At 37.4% G+C, this 16,083-nt stretch carries 17 protein-coding genes and 1 pseudogene; 13 read left to right on the top strand and 5 right to left on the bottom strand.

The window, feature by feature from the left end; all coding sequences use genetic code 11:
* Positions 1 to 3: 3 nt before the first annotated feature.
* The 5 genes from ABD005_RS13830 to ABD005_RS13810 all read right to left on the bottom strand — a co-directional run bounded on the left by ABD005_RS13830 (position 4) and on the right by ABD005_RS13810 (position 8,659).
* Entirely contained in the window at positions 4 to 837 is an 834-nt protein-coding gene (locus ABD005_RS13830; protein ID WP_343818130.1) for a DUF3450 domain-containing protein, read from the bottom strand.
* A 170-nt stretch (positions 838 to 1,007) separates the two neighbouring features.
* Positions 1,008 to 1,385, bottom strand: coding sequence for a hypothetical protein (locus ABD005_RS13825; protein WP_343818128.1), 378 nt, complete (start codon positions 1,383 to 1,385; stop codon positions 1,008 to 1,010).
* 79 nt (positions 1,386 to 1,464) lie between these two features.
* Positions 1,465 to 2,676 (bottom strand): hypothetical protein, encoded by a 1,212-nt coding sequence (locus ABD005_RS13820; protein WP_343818126.1) that lies wholly within the window; start codon positions 2,674 to 2,676, stop codon positions 1,465 to 1,467.
* A gap of 308 nt (positions 2,677 to 2,984) precedes the next feature.
* Positions 2,985 to 5,714, bottom strand: a complete 2,730-nt coding sequence (locus tag ABD005_RS13815) for a TonB-dependent receptor domain-containing protein (protein ID WP_343818124.1) — start codon at positions 5,712 to 5,714, stop codon at positions 2,985 to 2,987.
* 89 nt (positions 5,715 to 5,803) lie between these two features.
* Complete coding sequence (locus ABD005_RS13810; RefSeq protein WP_343818122.1) at positions 5,804 to 8,659, bottom strand: hypothetical protein; 2,856 nt, start codon at positions 8,657 to 8,659, stop codon at positions 5,804 to 5,806.
* 276 nt (positions 8,660 to 8,935) lie between these two features.
* Here ABD005_RS13810 and hemF point away from each other — a divergent pair, with 276 nt between their 5' ends.
* The 13 genes and pseudogenes from hemF to ABD005_RS13745 all read left to right on the top strand — a co-directional run bounded on the left by hemF (position 8,936) and on the right by ABD005_RS13745 (position 16,000).
* Positions 8,936 to 9,868 carry an oxygen-dependent coproporphyrinogen oxidase gene (gene hemF / locus ABD005_RS13805; protein WP_343818120.1) on the top strand — a complete coding sequence of 311 codons (933 nt, stop codon included), beginning with the start codon at positions 8,936 to 8,938 and terminating at the stop codon, positions 9,866 to 9,868.
* A gap of 287 nt (positions 9,869 to 10,155) precedes the next feature.
* Positions 10,156 to 10,473 (top strand): hypothetical protein, encoded by a 318-nt coding sequence (locus ABD005_RS13800; RefSeq protein ID WP_343818118.1) that lies wholly within the window; start codon positions 10,156 to 10,158, stop codon positions 10,471 to 10,473.
* A gap of 38 nt (positions 10,474 to 10,511) precedes the next feature.
* Positions 10,512 to 10,925 (top strand): hypothetical protein, encoded by a 414-nt coding sequence (locus tag ABD005_RS13795; RefSeq protein WP_343818117.1) that lies wholly within the window; start codon positions 10,512 to 10,514, stop codon positions 10,923 to 10,925.
* Positions 10,926 to 10,961: 36 nt separating this feature from the next.
* A complete protein-coding gene (locus ABD005_RS13790) occupies positions 10,962 to 11,222 on the top strand; it encodes a hypothetical protein (protein ID WP_343818116.1) in 261 nt (86 codons plus the stop codon).
* 47 nt (positions 11,223 to 11,269) lie between these two features.
* Positions 11,270 to 12,112 (top strand): hypothetical protein, encoded by an 843-nt coding sequence (locus tag ABD005_RS13785; protein ID WP_343818115.1) that lies wholly within the window; start codon positions 11,270 to 11,272, stop codon positions 12,110 to 12,112.
* Positions 12,113 to 12,219: 107 nt separating this feature from the next.
* Entirely contained in the window at positions 12,220 to 12,630 is a 411-nt protein-coding gene (locus ABD005_RS13780; protein ID WP_343818113.1) for a hypothetical protein, read from the top strand.
* 134 nt (positions 12,631 to 12,764) lie between these two features.
* Positions 12,765 to 13,079: a hypothetical protein gene (locus tag ABD005_RS13775; protein WP_343818110.1), complete on the top strand. Its 315-nt coding sequence runs from the start codon at positions 12,765 to 12,767 to the stop codon at positions 13,077 to 13,079.
* Positions 13,039 to 13,458, top strand: a complete 420-nt coding sequence (locus ABD005_RS13770; protein ID WP_343818108.1) for a hypothetical protein — start codon at positions 13,039 to 13,041, stop codon at positions 13,456 to 13,458. Before ABD005_RS13775 ends, ABD005_RS13770 begins: the two co-directional genes overlap by 41 nt.
* 51 nt (positions 13,459 to 13,509) lie before the next feature.
* A complete protein-coding gene (locus tag ABD005_RS13765; RefSeq protein ID WP_343818105.1) occupies positions 13,510 to 13,845 on the top strand; it encodes a DUF6559 family protein in 336 nt (111 codons plus the stop codon).
* Between the two features lie 201 nt (positions 13,846 to 14,046).
* A complete protein-coding gene (locus tag ABD005_RS13760; protein WP_343818102.1) occupies positions 14,047 to 14,307 on the top strand; it encodes a DUF4282 domain-containing protein in 261 nt (86 codons plus the stop codon).
* A gap of 78 nt (positions 14,308 to 14,385) precedes the next feature.
* Positions 14,386 to 14,742, top strand: a complete 357-nt coding sequence (locus tag ABD005_RS13755; RefSeq protein WP_343818100.1) for a hypothetical protein — start codon at positions 14,386 to 14,388, stop codon at positions 14,740 to 14,742.
* 15 nt (positions 14,743 to 14,757) lie between these two features.
* Positions 14,758 to 15,411, top strand: coding sequence for an NAD(P)H-binding protein (locus tag ABD005_RS13750; RefSeq protein WP_343818098.1), 654 nt, complete (start codon positions 14,758 to 14,760; stop codon positions 15,409 to 15,411).
* A 134-nt stretch (positions 15,412 to 15,545) separates the two neighbouring features.
* Positions 15,546 to 16,000, top strand: a pseudogene (locus ABD005_RS13745) (GNAT family N-acetyltransferase).
* Positions 16,001 to 16,083 lie beyond the last annotated feature (83 nt).

The following is a 16,083-nucleotide window of genomic DNA, read 5'->3' as shown; positions in this document are numbered from 1 at the left end:
AAATTACTCCGCAGCCGCTGTTAACGTGCCGTTTGAAATATTGGTCGTCAGGGGGATCATCATTAAATCTGGGGCAAGCTGTTTACGCGCTATACGTAAGGCTTTATTAACACCTAAACGATAATCTTGTGAAAGCGCTTGCCAGTCACCTTTACCGTTTGTTTGTTGCCATTGTCCTAACTGGCTACCGTCACGAGTTTGGTAAACTAAGCTAACGCGACCAACACGTAAAAAATCAACATCGGTATTTTGACCATTAAGCGCTAGCGTGCCGCTATAAGCTTCAATAGTACGTCCGTAATCTACTTCTATTTGATAAGCCTCTAACACGCGGCGAAATTTTTCAGAAACCGCAATATCTGCGCGGTTCATCATGGCTTTTAAATCGTTAACGCGTTTAGCACGCTCAACGGGTAAAAACGGCACATCAAGGGCAATAAAGTCTTCTAGAGTGGTGATCATACGTGCCATTAACGGTGAGATTTGACGCTCAATAACACTGACTTCTTCCATTGACTGTGCCAGTTGAGCTAACTCAGCCATTTGATTATCAAGCTGATTTTGCATTTGTTGGTTATACACGGTTAAACCGTCAACTTCTTTAGTTACCGTTTTAAATTGCTGTAACTTAGTTTGTACTTTTTCGGTGAGCTTATTAACTTTTTGTTGAGACTTAGCCGCTGATTGGGTGATGTTTTCACCAGCTTCAACCACTTTATTTAGTTGGCTATCTGCTTGGGTATTGGTTGTTTGTGCTAAGAGCGCACCAGTAAAAAGCAAGCTACTTGCTTGCAAACTTACTACTAAGCTAGCTTTAGCTAAGGGTGACAATTTCATATTGATACCTTTTGTCATTTTGATTACAGACTTAATTACAGATAAAAAGCAATAATTAAGCGCATTAAATTAATGTGACAAAGTGTACCGAGGTAATATGACACTTAAGTTGAAGAAATGTGACGCTTTGGTTTCATTGATATTTCAGTTTAATGACAGTGATTTATTTCTTACTTGATATGAGCCTTATCTTTAGAAAGTACATACGGTGCGTAAAGCAAGCTTATGATAAAACAATAAATAATAGGGATTAAAGCAACACTTAAGCCAGTAAGTACGGCTTGGCTATCTCCGCTTGCGCCTTGAAGGGTTAATATAGCGCCGTAGATAAACATTAGGCCACCACTAAACCAGCACACTTTAAAACTTGTATTTAATCGTTGGCTTATTGCTTTTTTGGGCTGTATAAATATCGCAGCAAGCGTAGGAAAAAATACGATTGCAATGGATTGTGGGTCGAAAAACATTACCCAGTCATTCAACAATACTAAGTCGACAATAAGGTAACTACAAATAACCCAATAAATAATTAAACCTATATTTCTCATTGTTAAAATCCTTTTAATATATTTGTATTTTTTATGACTGTTTTTAAGTAAAGCGCTATTAAAATCGAGTTCAGGCTAGTTATATTTTTGTAGTCACGCACCGAAGCATATAATCGTCTTGCAACGGGCCGTTAAAACATACTCTCTTTGCTGCTTTTATTGGTGGCTCATTTTTATCATAAGGGCTTTTTGCTTTATCTACACCGCCATATAAGTGGTTAAACAATGTTACTTTTGCGTCAAAGTCCATAAACCTAGCAATGTACTCATCGAAGTTTGGTAGGGCAATATCAGTTAAAACACTGCCAATATAATTTCGAATGAAAGATTTAGAGCCGCTTATATCAGCACCTGTGGTTTTAGCAAATTGCGCTGGAGTGAGTAACGACCTTTGCCCTAACTGCGTATAAACGCTCGCGTTAGCGTTCACAGTCATATTAGGCTTATAAAGAATACGGGTGATCCAACCAGGAAAATCGTCGCCAAGATGAAAAATTTCAGGGTCTCTATCTAACGCCTTTAGCATATAAAACGACATAGCAAACTCCCTTGCAAAGCTTTTACTCAGGTCTTTTTCCTCGTGGCTTAGTGTCTTAATAGTATCAAGGTTAAGCTGTGACTGAGCACCAATAACACTTAGCACATCAACAACTTCAGCCGCTTTCATCAAAAAGAATACCTTACCAATGAGATTATCTTGTAATGCTAAAAATTTTCTTAAGGTGGATAGTTGTTGCTGTAGTGCGGTAATAGCGCCCTGAGAATTCCCTGCTTGATGCGCTTTTATCGCATGCAGTACTTTAATACGCTCGGCTGCTCTTAGATATTGTAATGGTGGAAATACTTCGGTAATTAAAGGTTTAGTGAGTGTTTGGTAGTGGTTAAACTGATGAAAGTGATTAACCCTTGCAAGTAAGACTTGGTAATCTGTTTGTTGCAACTCGTCACTCAAATCAGAGGAAAACAATAAAGCTAAACAACCCTCTTCCCAAGCTCGACAAAAAAGCTCACCGCTGGGTAAAGGAAGTTTTTTTGCTTGCTCATACTCTACAACCTGATAAGAATCGTTTAACTCAAGCTGCTGGTACTGCTTAAATAACGCCTTGCCGACATCTGCTGGTTCATCGTTTTTATTGGCATAAAAACCTAATAAGTAAAAATAGGCTTCGTTGTATACTGGGGTTTCTATGTAAGCCATTAACTCATTGCTTTGAGAAGATAATTCATCATCTATTTGGGCTATAAGCACTAATGTGCTGACAAATAATAGAATAACAATAAGTGTTTTCATGAAAGCTAAATACCTCATATTAATTAGTAATACCTAAAGTAATTATTCATATCTGAAATAATTACTAATACCTAGAATAATTAATATGTGGACGACAAAGCTCCAACAGGTTAATTAAACATCCTTGTAATGCAACCTATTAGGTCACCTTAAATTTACAATGAAAAGCTATTTATTCAAAGTCTTATATTAAATTAGTTATCTAAACCGAAGTATAAAAAAATAAAGCCACTTTACGTGGCTTTATTAAAATGCTTTGACTCGTCCTGAGTAAGGTTGACACTTACGCTATGAAGATTTAGCGCTAATTAAAACTCCCACTTTAAAGAAACCTCAAAAGCAGTACCGCGTGTTTCGCTACGCATTAGCGTATCTTCAAATTCAATTTCTTTATCTTGGTTTAAAATGTTTTGCACTTTAAACTTTAGCGTTGACGAATACGTTGGGAAGTAGCTATAAACAAAATCTAGCGAGTGAAACGGCTGCTCAAAAGCATCATCTTTCTCATCCATACCTGGAATAATAATACGCTCAGCAAATACGTTATACGCGAGTGTGGCACTGTGATTACCGTTTGGTGCATCCCAGCCTAAGTTCATATTAACTACCCACGGCGAATGACCTGTCATAGCGCGTGTTGGGTTAGTGATGGTAGTTGATACCCCAGTTTGCTCTACAACATTCTGAGTATTAATGTTAATTTCTGAATCACTTAAAGTGACATTACCTGATAAGAAGAAGTCTGCGCCATTAACACCCGCAAACTCACCTAGTGAGGTAAAGTCTTTTAAGAACTCCATTTCAACACCGTAAACAAAACCGTCTTCTGCGTTAGCAATACGAATTAACGGCGGGCCATCTTGTGCTGGTGATTGCACCGCTTCAATTGGCTTATCCATGTCCTTGTAAAATAAGCCTACTGATAAGTTTTCACCTGTATCTAAATACCATTCCCAACGTAAATCGTAGTTGTTAATCGCGGTACTAGTAACACTTGGCGTACCGCCAATAGGGAAACCTGTTAACGGGTCAATATATGTTGCAGGTGCTACTTCGCGAATATCTGGGCGAATAGTGGTTTGCGAGAAAGAAGCGCGCACTTGCATTTCTTTATCTATTTCATAAGTTACCGTTAGTGCTCCAAACACATCATCTTCTTTGAAGCTTAGTTTTTCTAGGTCTTCTTCTGTTGGTATCGCCGGTAGGTCAAACAAACCTGTTGCGGGGTCAAGCGGGGCAACCACTTGACGAAAGTCTTCATAACGAAGTCCTGCGCTAATACGCCAGTTTTGCGCCAAAAACATATCGATTTGACCAAAATAGGCATCAATCATTTGACCTGAGTAGTAATCATCACCGTCAACTGAAGTATCGCGAATAATATTATCACTACCTTTTAGTGGGTAATTAAGCATAACATCATCATTAAGGATGACATTCATTTGATTACCACTTAAATCAAGGTTATCAAAAGCTAAGGTATTTACATCGATACGTCTTGCCATCGCATCGCGCGATTTAGTGACGAAGTTACCGCCAGCTTTCAGCTCAATTTCAGCACCAGAAACCATCAGTGGTAATGAAAATGTATAACCGTAGTTTTCAACTTCATCATCTAAGTCTTGAAAACTATAGCGACTTGCCGTAGTAGCTTTTCTTAATGAGCTTTCGTTAACTGGATCAAATATTCCGTCTTCTGGCTGACCATTTGAACCATCAGCAATAATATAACGTGTAGTAATATTACCCGGTGCATAACGATTTGAGCGAGAGTCAGAGTAGAACCAATCAAGGCCTAAGTTCATAAAATCAGTAAAGTTGTGTGTACCACGAATTTGATTAGTGATCATTTGACGCTCTTCGTAAATCACTTCGCTGTCACGTACACGTAAACCATCACTCATTTTAACGTTATTGGTGTTACCTAGCTTGTCACGAATTTCATCAAGTGTGTCATGCAAAATTAAACTAGAAAGCTCAATACGGTGATCACGCTTGTATTCTAAGCCCATGTTTAACATGCCAGAAAATCGTACTGTGTGCTCAGTTGATTGAATATCATCAAAGCCGCGCACTAGTGACCAGCTTGCTGGGTTATCGTTTGTTGCTTCGCTATAAGTAAAGTCTTGTCCTTCGTATCCTTCTGATACTCGCCATTTATTATCGTAAGAAATAGCGGTGAGAAAACCAAAACGAAAATCGTCAAAGTCGTAGCGGTTACCTAAGGTGATATCTAAACCGGTATTCGGGTTAATACTCGCACTTTTAGGGTCATAATCACGGTTCATTTGCGCCGCAATTTCACGATTATCTTGTTGTGACAAGTCATTTAACGAGCTATAACTTGCCCAAAGATTTTTTAAATCTTGTGGTGCTGCACGTGTGCCATCATCAATGCCGTACCAATCATCGTCACCACCGTTATAAGTGAGACCGTCATCAAAGTTATTGCTATTGCCGCCAATTTTTCCTTGAACATTAAAAACAAAGTCACTCGGAATTGATTTTAAGCGTACATCAACATTACCACCGGCAAAGTGTGCTGGCATACTGGCTGAGTAAGACTTTTGGACTGACAGTGACTCAATAATTGATGAAGGGAATAAATCAAGTGGGATAACAGTACGGGTTGGATCTGGACTAGGTACTGCAGCACCGTTAAGTTGTGTGCTTGAGAAACGTTCACCTAAGCCGCGTACATAAATATATTTTCCGTCAACCAAGGTAATCCCCGTAATACGACGAAGCGCTGCAGCAGCGTCTGAGTCACCAGTACGAGAAATTTGTTCACTACCTAAAATATCAGCGATAAACGCTTGGTTTTTTCGCTCTTGCATTACGGCGCTAGCTGTTCCTTTTAAGCGACTTGCTTTAACAACCACTTCTTCCATGGCCTGTTCTTGTGCATTGACCTCTGCTGTTTCTTCAACTTGCTCGGCATAAACCGCTGAAACATTAAGGCAAGTAGCTAGTGCGATGGCAACACGAGAAAAATTAAATCGGCTAAATAAGTCTGAGCGTTTAGCGTTTGTGTTCATTTGAAACCTCTTCTCTTAGAAAGAATGATGCGGTAACTCAAGTTATAAAGGAGTTACCGCATCATTAAAGACGGGCTAGTTAGGCGTTATTACTTTAAACCAACCGTCCAGTTAGCAGTCCAGTCGTTGCTTTTTGATACGGCGCCGATATGGCTGGCATTATCAAAGAAAGCATTACCTGAGAAGTCTTTTGCTGTTGTGGTATCTAAGGTGAAGATACCCTCAAGTACATCACTCATACCCGTTGCAGTAGAGTTAGCTGTATTTTGATTTAACACCCAATCTTGAGCATTAAGTAATACCGTACCGTCAGTTGCTTTAGCGTCTTTAAAGTTTTCACTACACGCAAATACTGAGTTACTGATAACTGTTTCGCCTGCTAATGCTTGGCTAGCGGTTACTGAGCTAGTATCACCACCTTCAATCTCAAAACACTCACCCGCAGCATTCGTTACAACAAAGTTATGTAACTGTGCTTTAGTACCTTCACGTAAATAAATACCTTCAGAGTCTTTATCGGCAGTATCAAAACCATTACCAATAATGGTCATGTTCGCGATAGTAGGATTAGACTGCGGCTCTTTTGCTGGTGATGAACCATCGTTATCTGCTTCAATAGCGCGGTTAGCTTCACCATCGTTATCAGCATGTTTAACAAGTACATATTGCATATTGCCTCGATAACCATTATCCCAATCTACGCTGTCATCTTTGTTACCTGTTAAAACAACATACTTTAAGTTAACCGTACCACCGAAGAATTCGACACCATCATCTGCATTTTCATGTACTTGAATGTACTCAACTTTAGTGCCAGAGCCAACACCACCAAAAGTAATGCCGTTTAGTTCGTTATCTGGGGCAATTTCATAGCCTGCGTGTTTAACAACCACATAACGCAATGTACCTGAGCTGTCAGTGTCATCAGTACCGCCAAACACAGCACCTTCTTCAACACCTTCTACCTGTAAAGCACAGTCTGAACCATCACTTGGACATTTATTTGACTTAGCATTACCTAAAATCACAATACCGCCCCATTGGCCTGCACTGGTTTCTAAGCCACTAATATCTTCACTTGAAGTAAAGGTAATTGGAGCACTAGCACTGCCGTTTGCTTCAATTTTAGAGTCGCGACTTACCACTAAATAATCACCGCCTGAGCGACCAAAAATAGTCGTACCAGCTTCTATCGTTAACGTAGCTGAACTGGCTTTATCGTCACCAACAAATACAGGACCATTTAACGCATATAAGTTATTTGCCGTTAACGTAAGGTTTTCGACGATACGACCACTAATTTGACAGGTGGTAGTTACGCCATCAGCCGGTGTGATTGATGTAGTACCTGTAGGACAACCTTCACTTTCTGCAGCAGCAGTTACAACACCGCCACCAAAACCAAATGCCCAGCCGTCACGCCAGTCATTACTGCCATCAAGAGCACCAACATAGTCAACACTGTCAAACCATGCATCTTGTGTATTAGCAACATTTTGACCCGCATCTGCCGCAATTAATGGTGAATTGCTATCAGGTACGCCAGCTTCATCAATAAGAACTGAGTTAGAAACGCTATTAGAGGTTTCATCACTAAACCAAGTTGCTAAGTCTAGTAATACAGAGCCGTCGGCTGCTTTAGCATTTTTAAAGTTCTCGCCGTTATTACAAGCCATTACAACATTTTGCATAACAATTTTGCCGCTTGTCGCGTTATCAACTGTTACTGAAGAAGTATCGCCACCTTCAAACTCTAAACACTCACCCATTTCGCTTGGGCCGGTTACCACCGTATTGAAAATTTTAGCTGCTGTACCTTCGCGTAAATAAATACCTTCAGAGGCTTTATCTGGTGTATCAAAGTTATTACCAATAATGGTCATATTTGAAATAGTTGGATTAGATTGTGGCTCTTTAGCTGGTGATGAACCATCGTTATCTGCTTCAATAGCGCGATTAGCTTCACCGGCATTTTTAGCGTGTTCAATATAAACGTGCTGCAACATACCGCGGTAACCGTTATCCCAGTCAACACTGTCATCTTGGTTAGCCGTTAACACTAAATGTTTAATGCTTGCCGCACCACCAAAAAACTCAACACCATCATCGGCATTTGAGTGCACTTGAATGTAATCAAGCATTGTTTGCGAACCAACACCGCCAAAAGTAATACCGTTTAACTCATTATCAGGTGCAATTTCATAACCTGCATATTTAACAACGACATACTTTAATGCGCCTGAGTTATCGTCCCAGTCAGTACCGCCAAATACAGCACCTTCAGCGACACCTTCAACTTGTAATGCACAAGCGCTGCCATCTGTAGGACACTTGTTTGATGGTGCATTACCTAAAATAACCATGCCGCCCCATTGACCTGCGCTAGTTGCTTCGCCTTTAACATCTTGTACTGAGGTGAAAATAATTGGCTTAGTTTTTGAACCTTCAGCCATGATTTTAGCATCGCGATGTACAACTAAATAATCATTACCTGACTGGCCAAATAAAACACTGTTTGGCTCAATAGTTAAGGTTGCGCCAGCCATCACTTCTAAAGCACCACTAATCGCGTACATCACTTTTTTACCATCGGCACTTGCCGTTAATGTGATATCTTCAGTGATTTGACCATCCATTATTTGCACTTGAACATCAAACCCTAACGCAGCTGATACTTCGTTACTTAAGGCTGTGCTTGACTTACCTGGCAATTCAACATCACTACCACCGCCGTTACCTGTACCAGTGTCAGGGTTATTGATAACGGTATCACCTACTGAATTGTCTACATCTGATGATAAATTAATGTCACCACCACAAGCGGTTAAACCTAATGCTAACGCGCCAACAAGCGTGGTGTGTTTTGCAGTTTTTTTAGCTGAGGCAATTGCCGTATTAATCGCAGTATTCGTAGCGCTGACTTTAAATAGTTTGTTTAATTGCATGTTTTTCTGCTCCGCAGAGTTAGTTGTTAGACCAAAGAATTAAATAGTTAAATTAAATAACTAAGTTAAATAATTAAGTTAAATACATAAGTTGAATGATTAATTTTTCGAACATGCTACAAGGGATAAATGACAAAAATGTTTTAGAAATATTACCGTTTAGGGTCGGTAATATGACAAACAAATGACAGTAAGCTTTTTCAGCTTGTTTTGATTTTGACACGCCTATACGCATTCTCTACAATGCACGTCTTGCCAACTTACTCATAACAAACAATGACAACGCAACACTCAACAAATAACGTACCTGATATAAACCACATCATTGAATTCTTTAAAAGTTTACAAGACAGGATCTGCAGCGCTTTAGCGCAAGCTGACGGCAGTGGAGAATTTATTGAAGATAACTGGCAACGTAAAGAAGGTGGCGGCGGTCGTACCCGTGTTTTAACCAATGGCAGCGTTATTGAACAAGGCGGTGTAAACTTTTCAGTGGTGTCAGGTGACAAATTACCCCCGTCGGCAACAGCGCATCGTCCTGAATTAGCAGGCAGAACATGGCAAGCCTGTGGCGTATCATTAGTTATTCATCCGAAAAATCCACATATTCCAACTTCACACGCCAACGTACGTTTTTTTATTGCCGAAAAAGAAGGTGAAGACCCTGTTTGGTGGTTTGGCGGTGGCTTTGATTTAACCCCCTTTTATCCAGTAGATGAAGATGTAACACATTGGCACCAAACGGCACATGATTTATGCTTACCGTTTGGCGAAAATATCTATAACGAGCATAAGAAATGGTGTGATGAGTACTTTTACTTAAAACACCGTGATGAAACTCGTGGCGTTGGTGGTTTATTTTTTGATGATTTAAATCAGTGGGATTTTAGCCAATGCTTTAACTACGTAAAAGCGGTTGGCCAAGGCTTTATTGATGCCTATGTACCTATTATCGAACGTAGAAAAAACGATGAATACACGGAGCAGCAACGTCAATTTCAATTATATCGTCGTGGTCGTTATGTCGAGTTCAACTTAGTATTTGATCGCGGCACGTTATTTGGTTTGCAATCTGGCGGTAGAACCGAGTCTATTTTAATGTCAATGCCACCGTTAGCTCGCTGGGAATATAATTATACGCCTGATGAAAATAGCGCAGAGGCAAAGCTAAATAACTACCTTGTAGCACAAGACTGGCTGGCTAAATAAGCTAACTTGAGTTAACTCAACTAGACCATTTAAATGATAAGGCGTATTTACGGACGGGAAACTACCGCTAAATGCGCTTTAGCCTATGAATAATGTCATAGAAAAATCCCCCCTACTCCACACTACTTTTCAAAGAAAGACTTAAGTGATTGATTAAAGATAACAATAAGCATAGAGTTAGTGATAATGATTTTACATGAGGAATACATCATAAGGCGTATAAAGCATATATATGCCTTCTAATAAACTGTTAGGCATTCACCATAACTTGGCAGTAGGCATCCTTCATGAAAGAATCTGATTGGAAAGTATTTACAGCGCTAAAAGACAAGGCGATAGAAAAGTATTGCACTTTGGCCTTAGAAGAATCACAAGAAGTTATTTCTAATAATAAAGAACATGTACATAACAGATATCTTTACCTTTATAAATTACTTCAAAACAGTAATAAGAAAATGGCTTTACTTTTTGATGGGCATAGTCGCTCAAAAGCTTGGATTCAACTCATTGCTATTCGAAGCCAAGGACTTGCCGACGAAGATCTATTATCTAAATTATCAGATAAAATGCTTGAAGAGACAGATCCTGAAAAGCATGGTTGGTAAAAATGCCTAACAAGGCATCAAAGTTATAGGAAAAGTATATGAATCATAAGTTAATCAAAAATGGATTTGTTTTAGCTGCATTAATGAACTTTAGCGTTATTATTTTTTCTAGAGGCTTTACTAATGTAGCAATTAATGAAGCTGACCCAATTGTAATGTCTAATTTTGGGCTTCTTATGATCGTTATCTGGGGTTTAGCTTACCTTGCTGGTTCGACTGCAATTTCAAACATAAAATGGTTAGCCGCTGTTTTTACTTTAGAAAAGCTAGTTTATGGTGTTATCTGGATTAAATGGCTATCCGAAAATAGCTTAGATGCTGTTTATTCTAAAGACATTTTTGCAGGTGTTTTTTATAGCATATATGGCGTAAATGATCTCTTTTTTATGTTCTTCTTTATTTATGTATTCTTTGCTAGCAGCAAGAATGAAAATGCCGAGCAAGTTGTTTAAACGTTAGCTAACTCAACTATTTAACATGGAGTCGTTATGTATAAGATTATTTTAGTCATCTCAATTTTATTTTTTCTTCAGTTTTCTTATGCAAATTCAGACGTAGATAACGAACCCTTATATAAAATAGTTTTTGAAAATGTTCAGATTCAGCATGATGGTGAGATAGCAAGTATATATTTTGATTACGCGTTATATCATCTAGATGTAAAATCATTCTGGGGTAAGAAAAGTATGCTTTTGGTTAACACAGAAAATGGCTGGAAAATCAATTTGGCTATTCACTCTATTAGGTAGAGGATAAACGTTAGTGGTGATTCCACAATTCAACTTCAGAGTAACTAATGATCCAGATTTCACTTAAAATTACCGTAATATTATCGGTGTTAACCTCCTGTGCATCAACAGTAGATCAAACCATTCCCCTTTCAAACGAGTTTGAGGTGAATTCTAAAGTTATAACTTTAGAAAATCCTAACTGGAAAACTCCAGATACAATTTATGATAAAAATTTAGATCAATATTCTACTGAAAACTCTAAAACCTCTTGGAGGAACTCGGACAGGACGTTAGTAGACAGAAAGAAAGACAGTAGCTTTATCAATTATATTCTTTTTGATGATGCTCTTTCTTTTATAACCGAAGAGTTTGAAGTTGATGATACACAAATCTTTTCTTTTAATCTTGTGAAAGGTGATTCATTAATCTCCACATCTAAATGTGAAATATTTTCACAATCTTTAGCTAAAGAAACGGTAGCTAAAGATAATGAAAATTCAAAGGGGAGCTCAAATTCTAGCTATGGTACAAGACTTAAAACTTATTTGATTTGTGCTATTACACACAATAACAAGCTGTGGGAGCTTACGTTAACATCCTATAGTAAAAATAAGCTTAAAGTACAATTGAAAAGTGATGATCTATTTTATGAAGTCAAAGATGTGTCAAAAGTTATAAGTTTAGTGAAAGATGGAGACATAGTAGAGCGGAGAAATTCTCCACCATGGCTTTCATTAAAATCAGGACTTGAATATTATCAAAATACAAAACAGGTTGCGGCTTTATCTTTTGTCGGAAAACCTAAAATTTGGTTAAGGGGAGACTTATCTTCGGAATCAAAAGAGTTGTTATTATCAGTCAATTACAGTTTAATTATGTTTAATTGGCTAGATAGTAATTGGAGGTGACAACGTAATACCACTAACAAATTACTTAAACGGAATCATAATAGTTGGCCATCCAACTATTATCAGCCTCTTAGCAAGGCATTAGCTTACAAGGAAGTATTCGAATATTGGCAACTCTAATAGGTTTTTTCTTATTATTCATTCCCCTTGTAGCAATAGATTTTTACTCACATAAGGAGTTTGATTTATCGCTTTCTGATAATCTTAAAAAGTGGCGTGTAGCTAAATACATCGCTATTTTTATTATATTTTTATATTGTATTCATCTTTTAATAAATGGACATGAATACGTCGTTATGGGTGAGTATGAAAATACAACTTATTTAGAAGACTGGTTTAGTTATTATCTATTTCCCGGCTTATGTTTAGCTGGGATAATTTATTCTAAACCTGCAGGTTACTGCCTGAGTGAGTCTAGTTCACCATACGGTTCAGGTATGAAAGATGATTATGCTTTCTTCATTGGTTGGCTTGGTTTGCTATTTTTTACTTGGGTAGTATTTCTAGAGAGTTTGTAAGTTAACGAGTCACTTAAGCAGAACAAATAACAGTTGGTTTTTGCTCGTTCCTCATTTATTTAAGCCAACAGATTTTTGCCTGTTAACAAGGCGTTATATTTTTACATTCTAAGTAGATACAAGGAAGTTTTGCTATGTGGATTTATAAATTAACGTTAATTATCAATGTAATATGTATGGTATTATTGTCTCAAGATAATTCTTATAGTGAGTTAAATTACTTATTTATTCCAGCTTTAGTATTATCTTTGTTCGGCCTTGTTTACAAGTTCACTAATATAAAATTTTTTGGTTATATGGCTATGTTCGGACTTGTTGTTTTTTTACCCATTGGCTTTTTAGGTATTTACTCAATAAGAGAGGCAATGGATAAACAAAATAAACTTAACTTTATAAGGAAATTAGAAAATGACGGATACAGTAATAGAAAGTCCAAAGACAGTAATTAAGCCTGCAATCGACAAATTGCTACCTCATATCATCGGTGGGATTGCTGTTGTTGGGATAGGTCTACTTTTTGCTCCAAACGTCATTTGGATAGGCATAATGGTCATAATTATTTTTTCAATGAATGGTAGCATTGAAGTTTTTAGATCCTACTCGAACTATTCAGAAGTAAAGTTAGCAATTGCTCGACCTCGTTGGTTCATTTTAAATTCCAGTATCGAAAGTGCGGATGTTAATGGGAAAGTATTGACTATCAAGATAACTGAGGAAGATAAAACATACACCAGAAAAATACCATTAAATACACTTTCTGATGAAGATGGCCAAAAAATCATTAGCTATTATAAAGCCAAAGCTAAACAAAATCGCAAATCAAAATAAATATAACTAGTTGTTTAAATTAATTAAAATAGTTTGCGTGAAGGAATTTCAATGTTCGGGAAGAATTCAGCAATTCGAAAGTACAAATATAAACTACGACCAGCACTTGCAAAGAGATATGGTGGTTCCCCTGTATATACTCAAGCTCAAGTTGACAAAACAATCGATGAGTTAGGTTTTAATAAACGACATATACAGTACGCCTATTTAATGTATTGTGATGAATATACATTCACCTCTAATATTTCCTCGAATGCAAATAGAGAAGATATGAGTAATACCATAGCTGCGGCAACTACTTTTGGTTTCATCGGTTCCCTTTTTTATAGTTCTGGTGACGATGGAAGTGGTGGTTTTTCGGATGGCGGCTCAGGTGGAGGTGAATAATACCAATCGGATTAATTAATCCGATTGGTATAAGTTTACGCATAATAAACTCTCTAAAGGATAAGACTGTTGGCTTTTCTCCTTAGTCTCTTATTTTAGACAACTACAATTTGCCCCTTAACGGGGCCTTAGACTTTTAATAACTCCATTAGTCTAGCGTACATTTAAATGGAGTTATTTAATAATAAAAAGGATTTACCCATGAGAAGTATATTTTTCTTTGACTCAATGCTGACACCTAAGATCATTACATTTATTTATTGGTTAATGTTGTTAGGTGTCGTTATTAGCGGTATCACAACTATGTTTAGTGGTTATGATGGGATTTCATTTTTAACATTTATAACAGGATTCTTATTTATAATAGGTGGAGCTATTGGTGCAAGAGTTTGGTGTGAACTTATGATTGTGTTATTTAAAATACACGGTAACCTACAAAAAATTGCAGATAAATCAGAGTGAAGCCATGCCGTTTTCTTAAGCGGACTCCAAAAAGTTGGCTGTTAACGAAGCGTTATATACCAGTGCAAAGGAGTTGCCGTGTTCAAGTTTGAAGTTCACAATGTTATTAAACTAGCAGCATTTATATCCGCTTTAGCTGTATGTGTTACCCATTGGCATATGAATGCCCTAGCCTTACTCCTCTTATGTACTCCATATTTAGTTGTGTATTACTTAGCAACAAAAAGTAATTATAAAAATTGTAAGGTAGCTTTTCTTAGAGGGGTATCTGCAATTATTGTTTTTATGGCTGCCATTCGTTTAGGCGTTTATCCTATAGGAATAGATGCGCAATCAGCCATCCCTTTTAGCTACTTTATTGGTATACAATTAACAGCTATTAGCGCTTCAGAGGTGTACATTTCATTCTTTACCCGTAATTCAACTAGCACATAACATAAAAGTGAGTTTATGAAGGTAGCAATAGTTTTGGGAGCAACAGGTTTAATAGGTCGAAAGCTTGTTGATAGACTAGCCAAAGAAGACAGCGTTGTAAAAATTGTTGCTGTTACAAGGCGAACTGTTGAATATGCATCCCCAAAAGTCATTAATGAAGTTATTAACTTTGAAAATATTGAGGAATATGGTCATATTTTTAAAGGAGATGTACTTTTTTCATGTTTAGGAACAACGGTTAAGCAAGCTGGAACGGTTCAAAAACAAAGAAAAGTTGACTTAGAATACCAATATACAGCTGCAAAAATATCGTCAGAAAATAACGTAGCCCATTATATTTTAGTCTCCTCCTATGCTGCCAACGAAAAAAGTAAAAGCCCATACTTAAAAATGAAAGGTGAATTAGAACAAAAAGTTTTAAGGTTGAATTTCAAACAAATCACCATATTACAGCCCTCTCTTCTAAAAGGAGAACGCGAGTCTTTTCGTTTAGGTGAAACACTTTCAAACTGGTTTCTTCCCATAGTTTGTAAATTATCATTTTTGAAAAAATACCGACCCATATCAGGTGATGAGGTTGCTAAGAAAATGGTATCGGTTAGCTTGTCAGCTATAAAAGAGAATAAAGTATACCGACTTGATGAAGTTTTCTGCTCAAAAGAAGATTAAACAACTCCCTAAAGTCACTTAAGTAGAAGTAACCGTTGGCTTTTTACTCGTCAGTCGATAACTTTAATCAATAACTCTTGCCTCTTAACATGACGTTAGTTAAACATTTAATCAATAATTAACTTAGGTACTACATGGAAATTCGTATTGGTGAATTAAGCAATAAAGACGTTATTGCAATGCTCAAAGAGCATCATGAAGATATGCTGTGTCATTCACCGCCAGAAAGTGTTCATGCATTAGATTTAAGTGCTTTAGAGTCGCCCGGTATCACTTTTTGGAGTTTTGGGGAAATCAGCAGTTAGCTGGGGTTGGCGCGTTAAAAACGCTAGAGAATGAGCATGGCGAAATAAAGTCAATGCGCACATCAACTAATTTTTTGCGTCAGAGCATTGCCAGTAAGCTATTAACGCATATTATCAAGCAAGCGAACCTTCGTTCGTATAAAAAACTAAGCCTAGAAACAGGCACTATGGATGCTTTTTTATCTGCACAGTAACTTTATCAACACTTTGGTTTTAAAGAGTGTGAGCCATTTGGTAATTATAAAGAAGATCCGTATAGTATGTTTATGACAAAAAACTTGTAGGTACTCCCTCCACTGAAGAAGTACGCTTAAATAAACTATTACTTTTTACCTAATCAGACTTCGTATGAATAAGAGCATCATGG

This window comes from Colwellia asteriadis, assembly GCF_039523295.1.
Classification (GTDB): Bacteria; Pseudomonadota; Gammaproteobacteria; order Enterobacterales; family Alteromonadaceae; genus Colwellia; species Colwellia asteriadis.
This window is presented reverse-complemented; position numbering and strand designations above follow the sequence as displayed.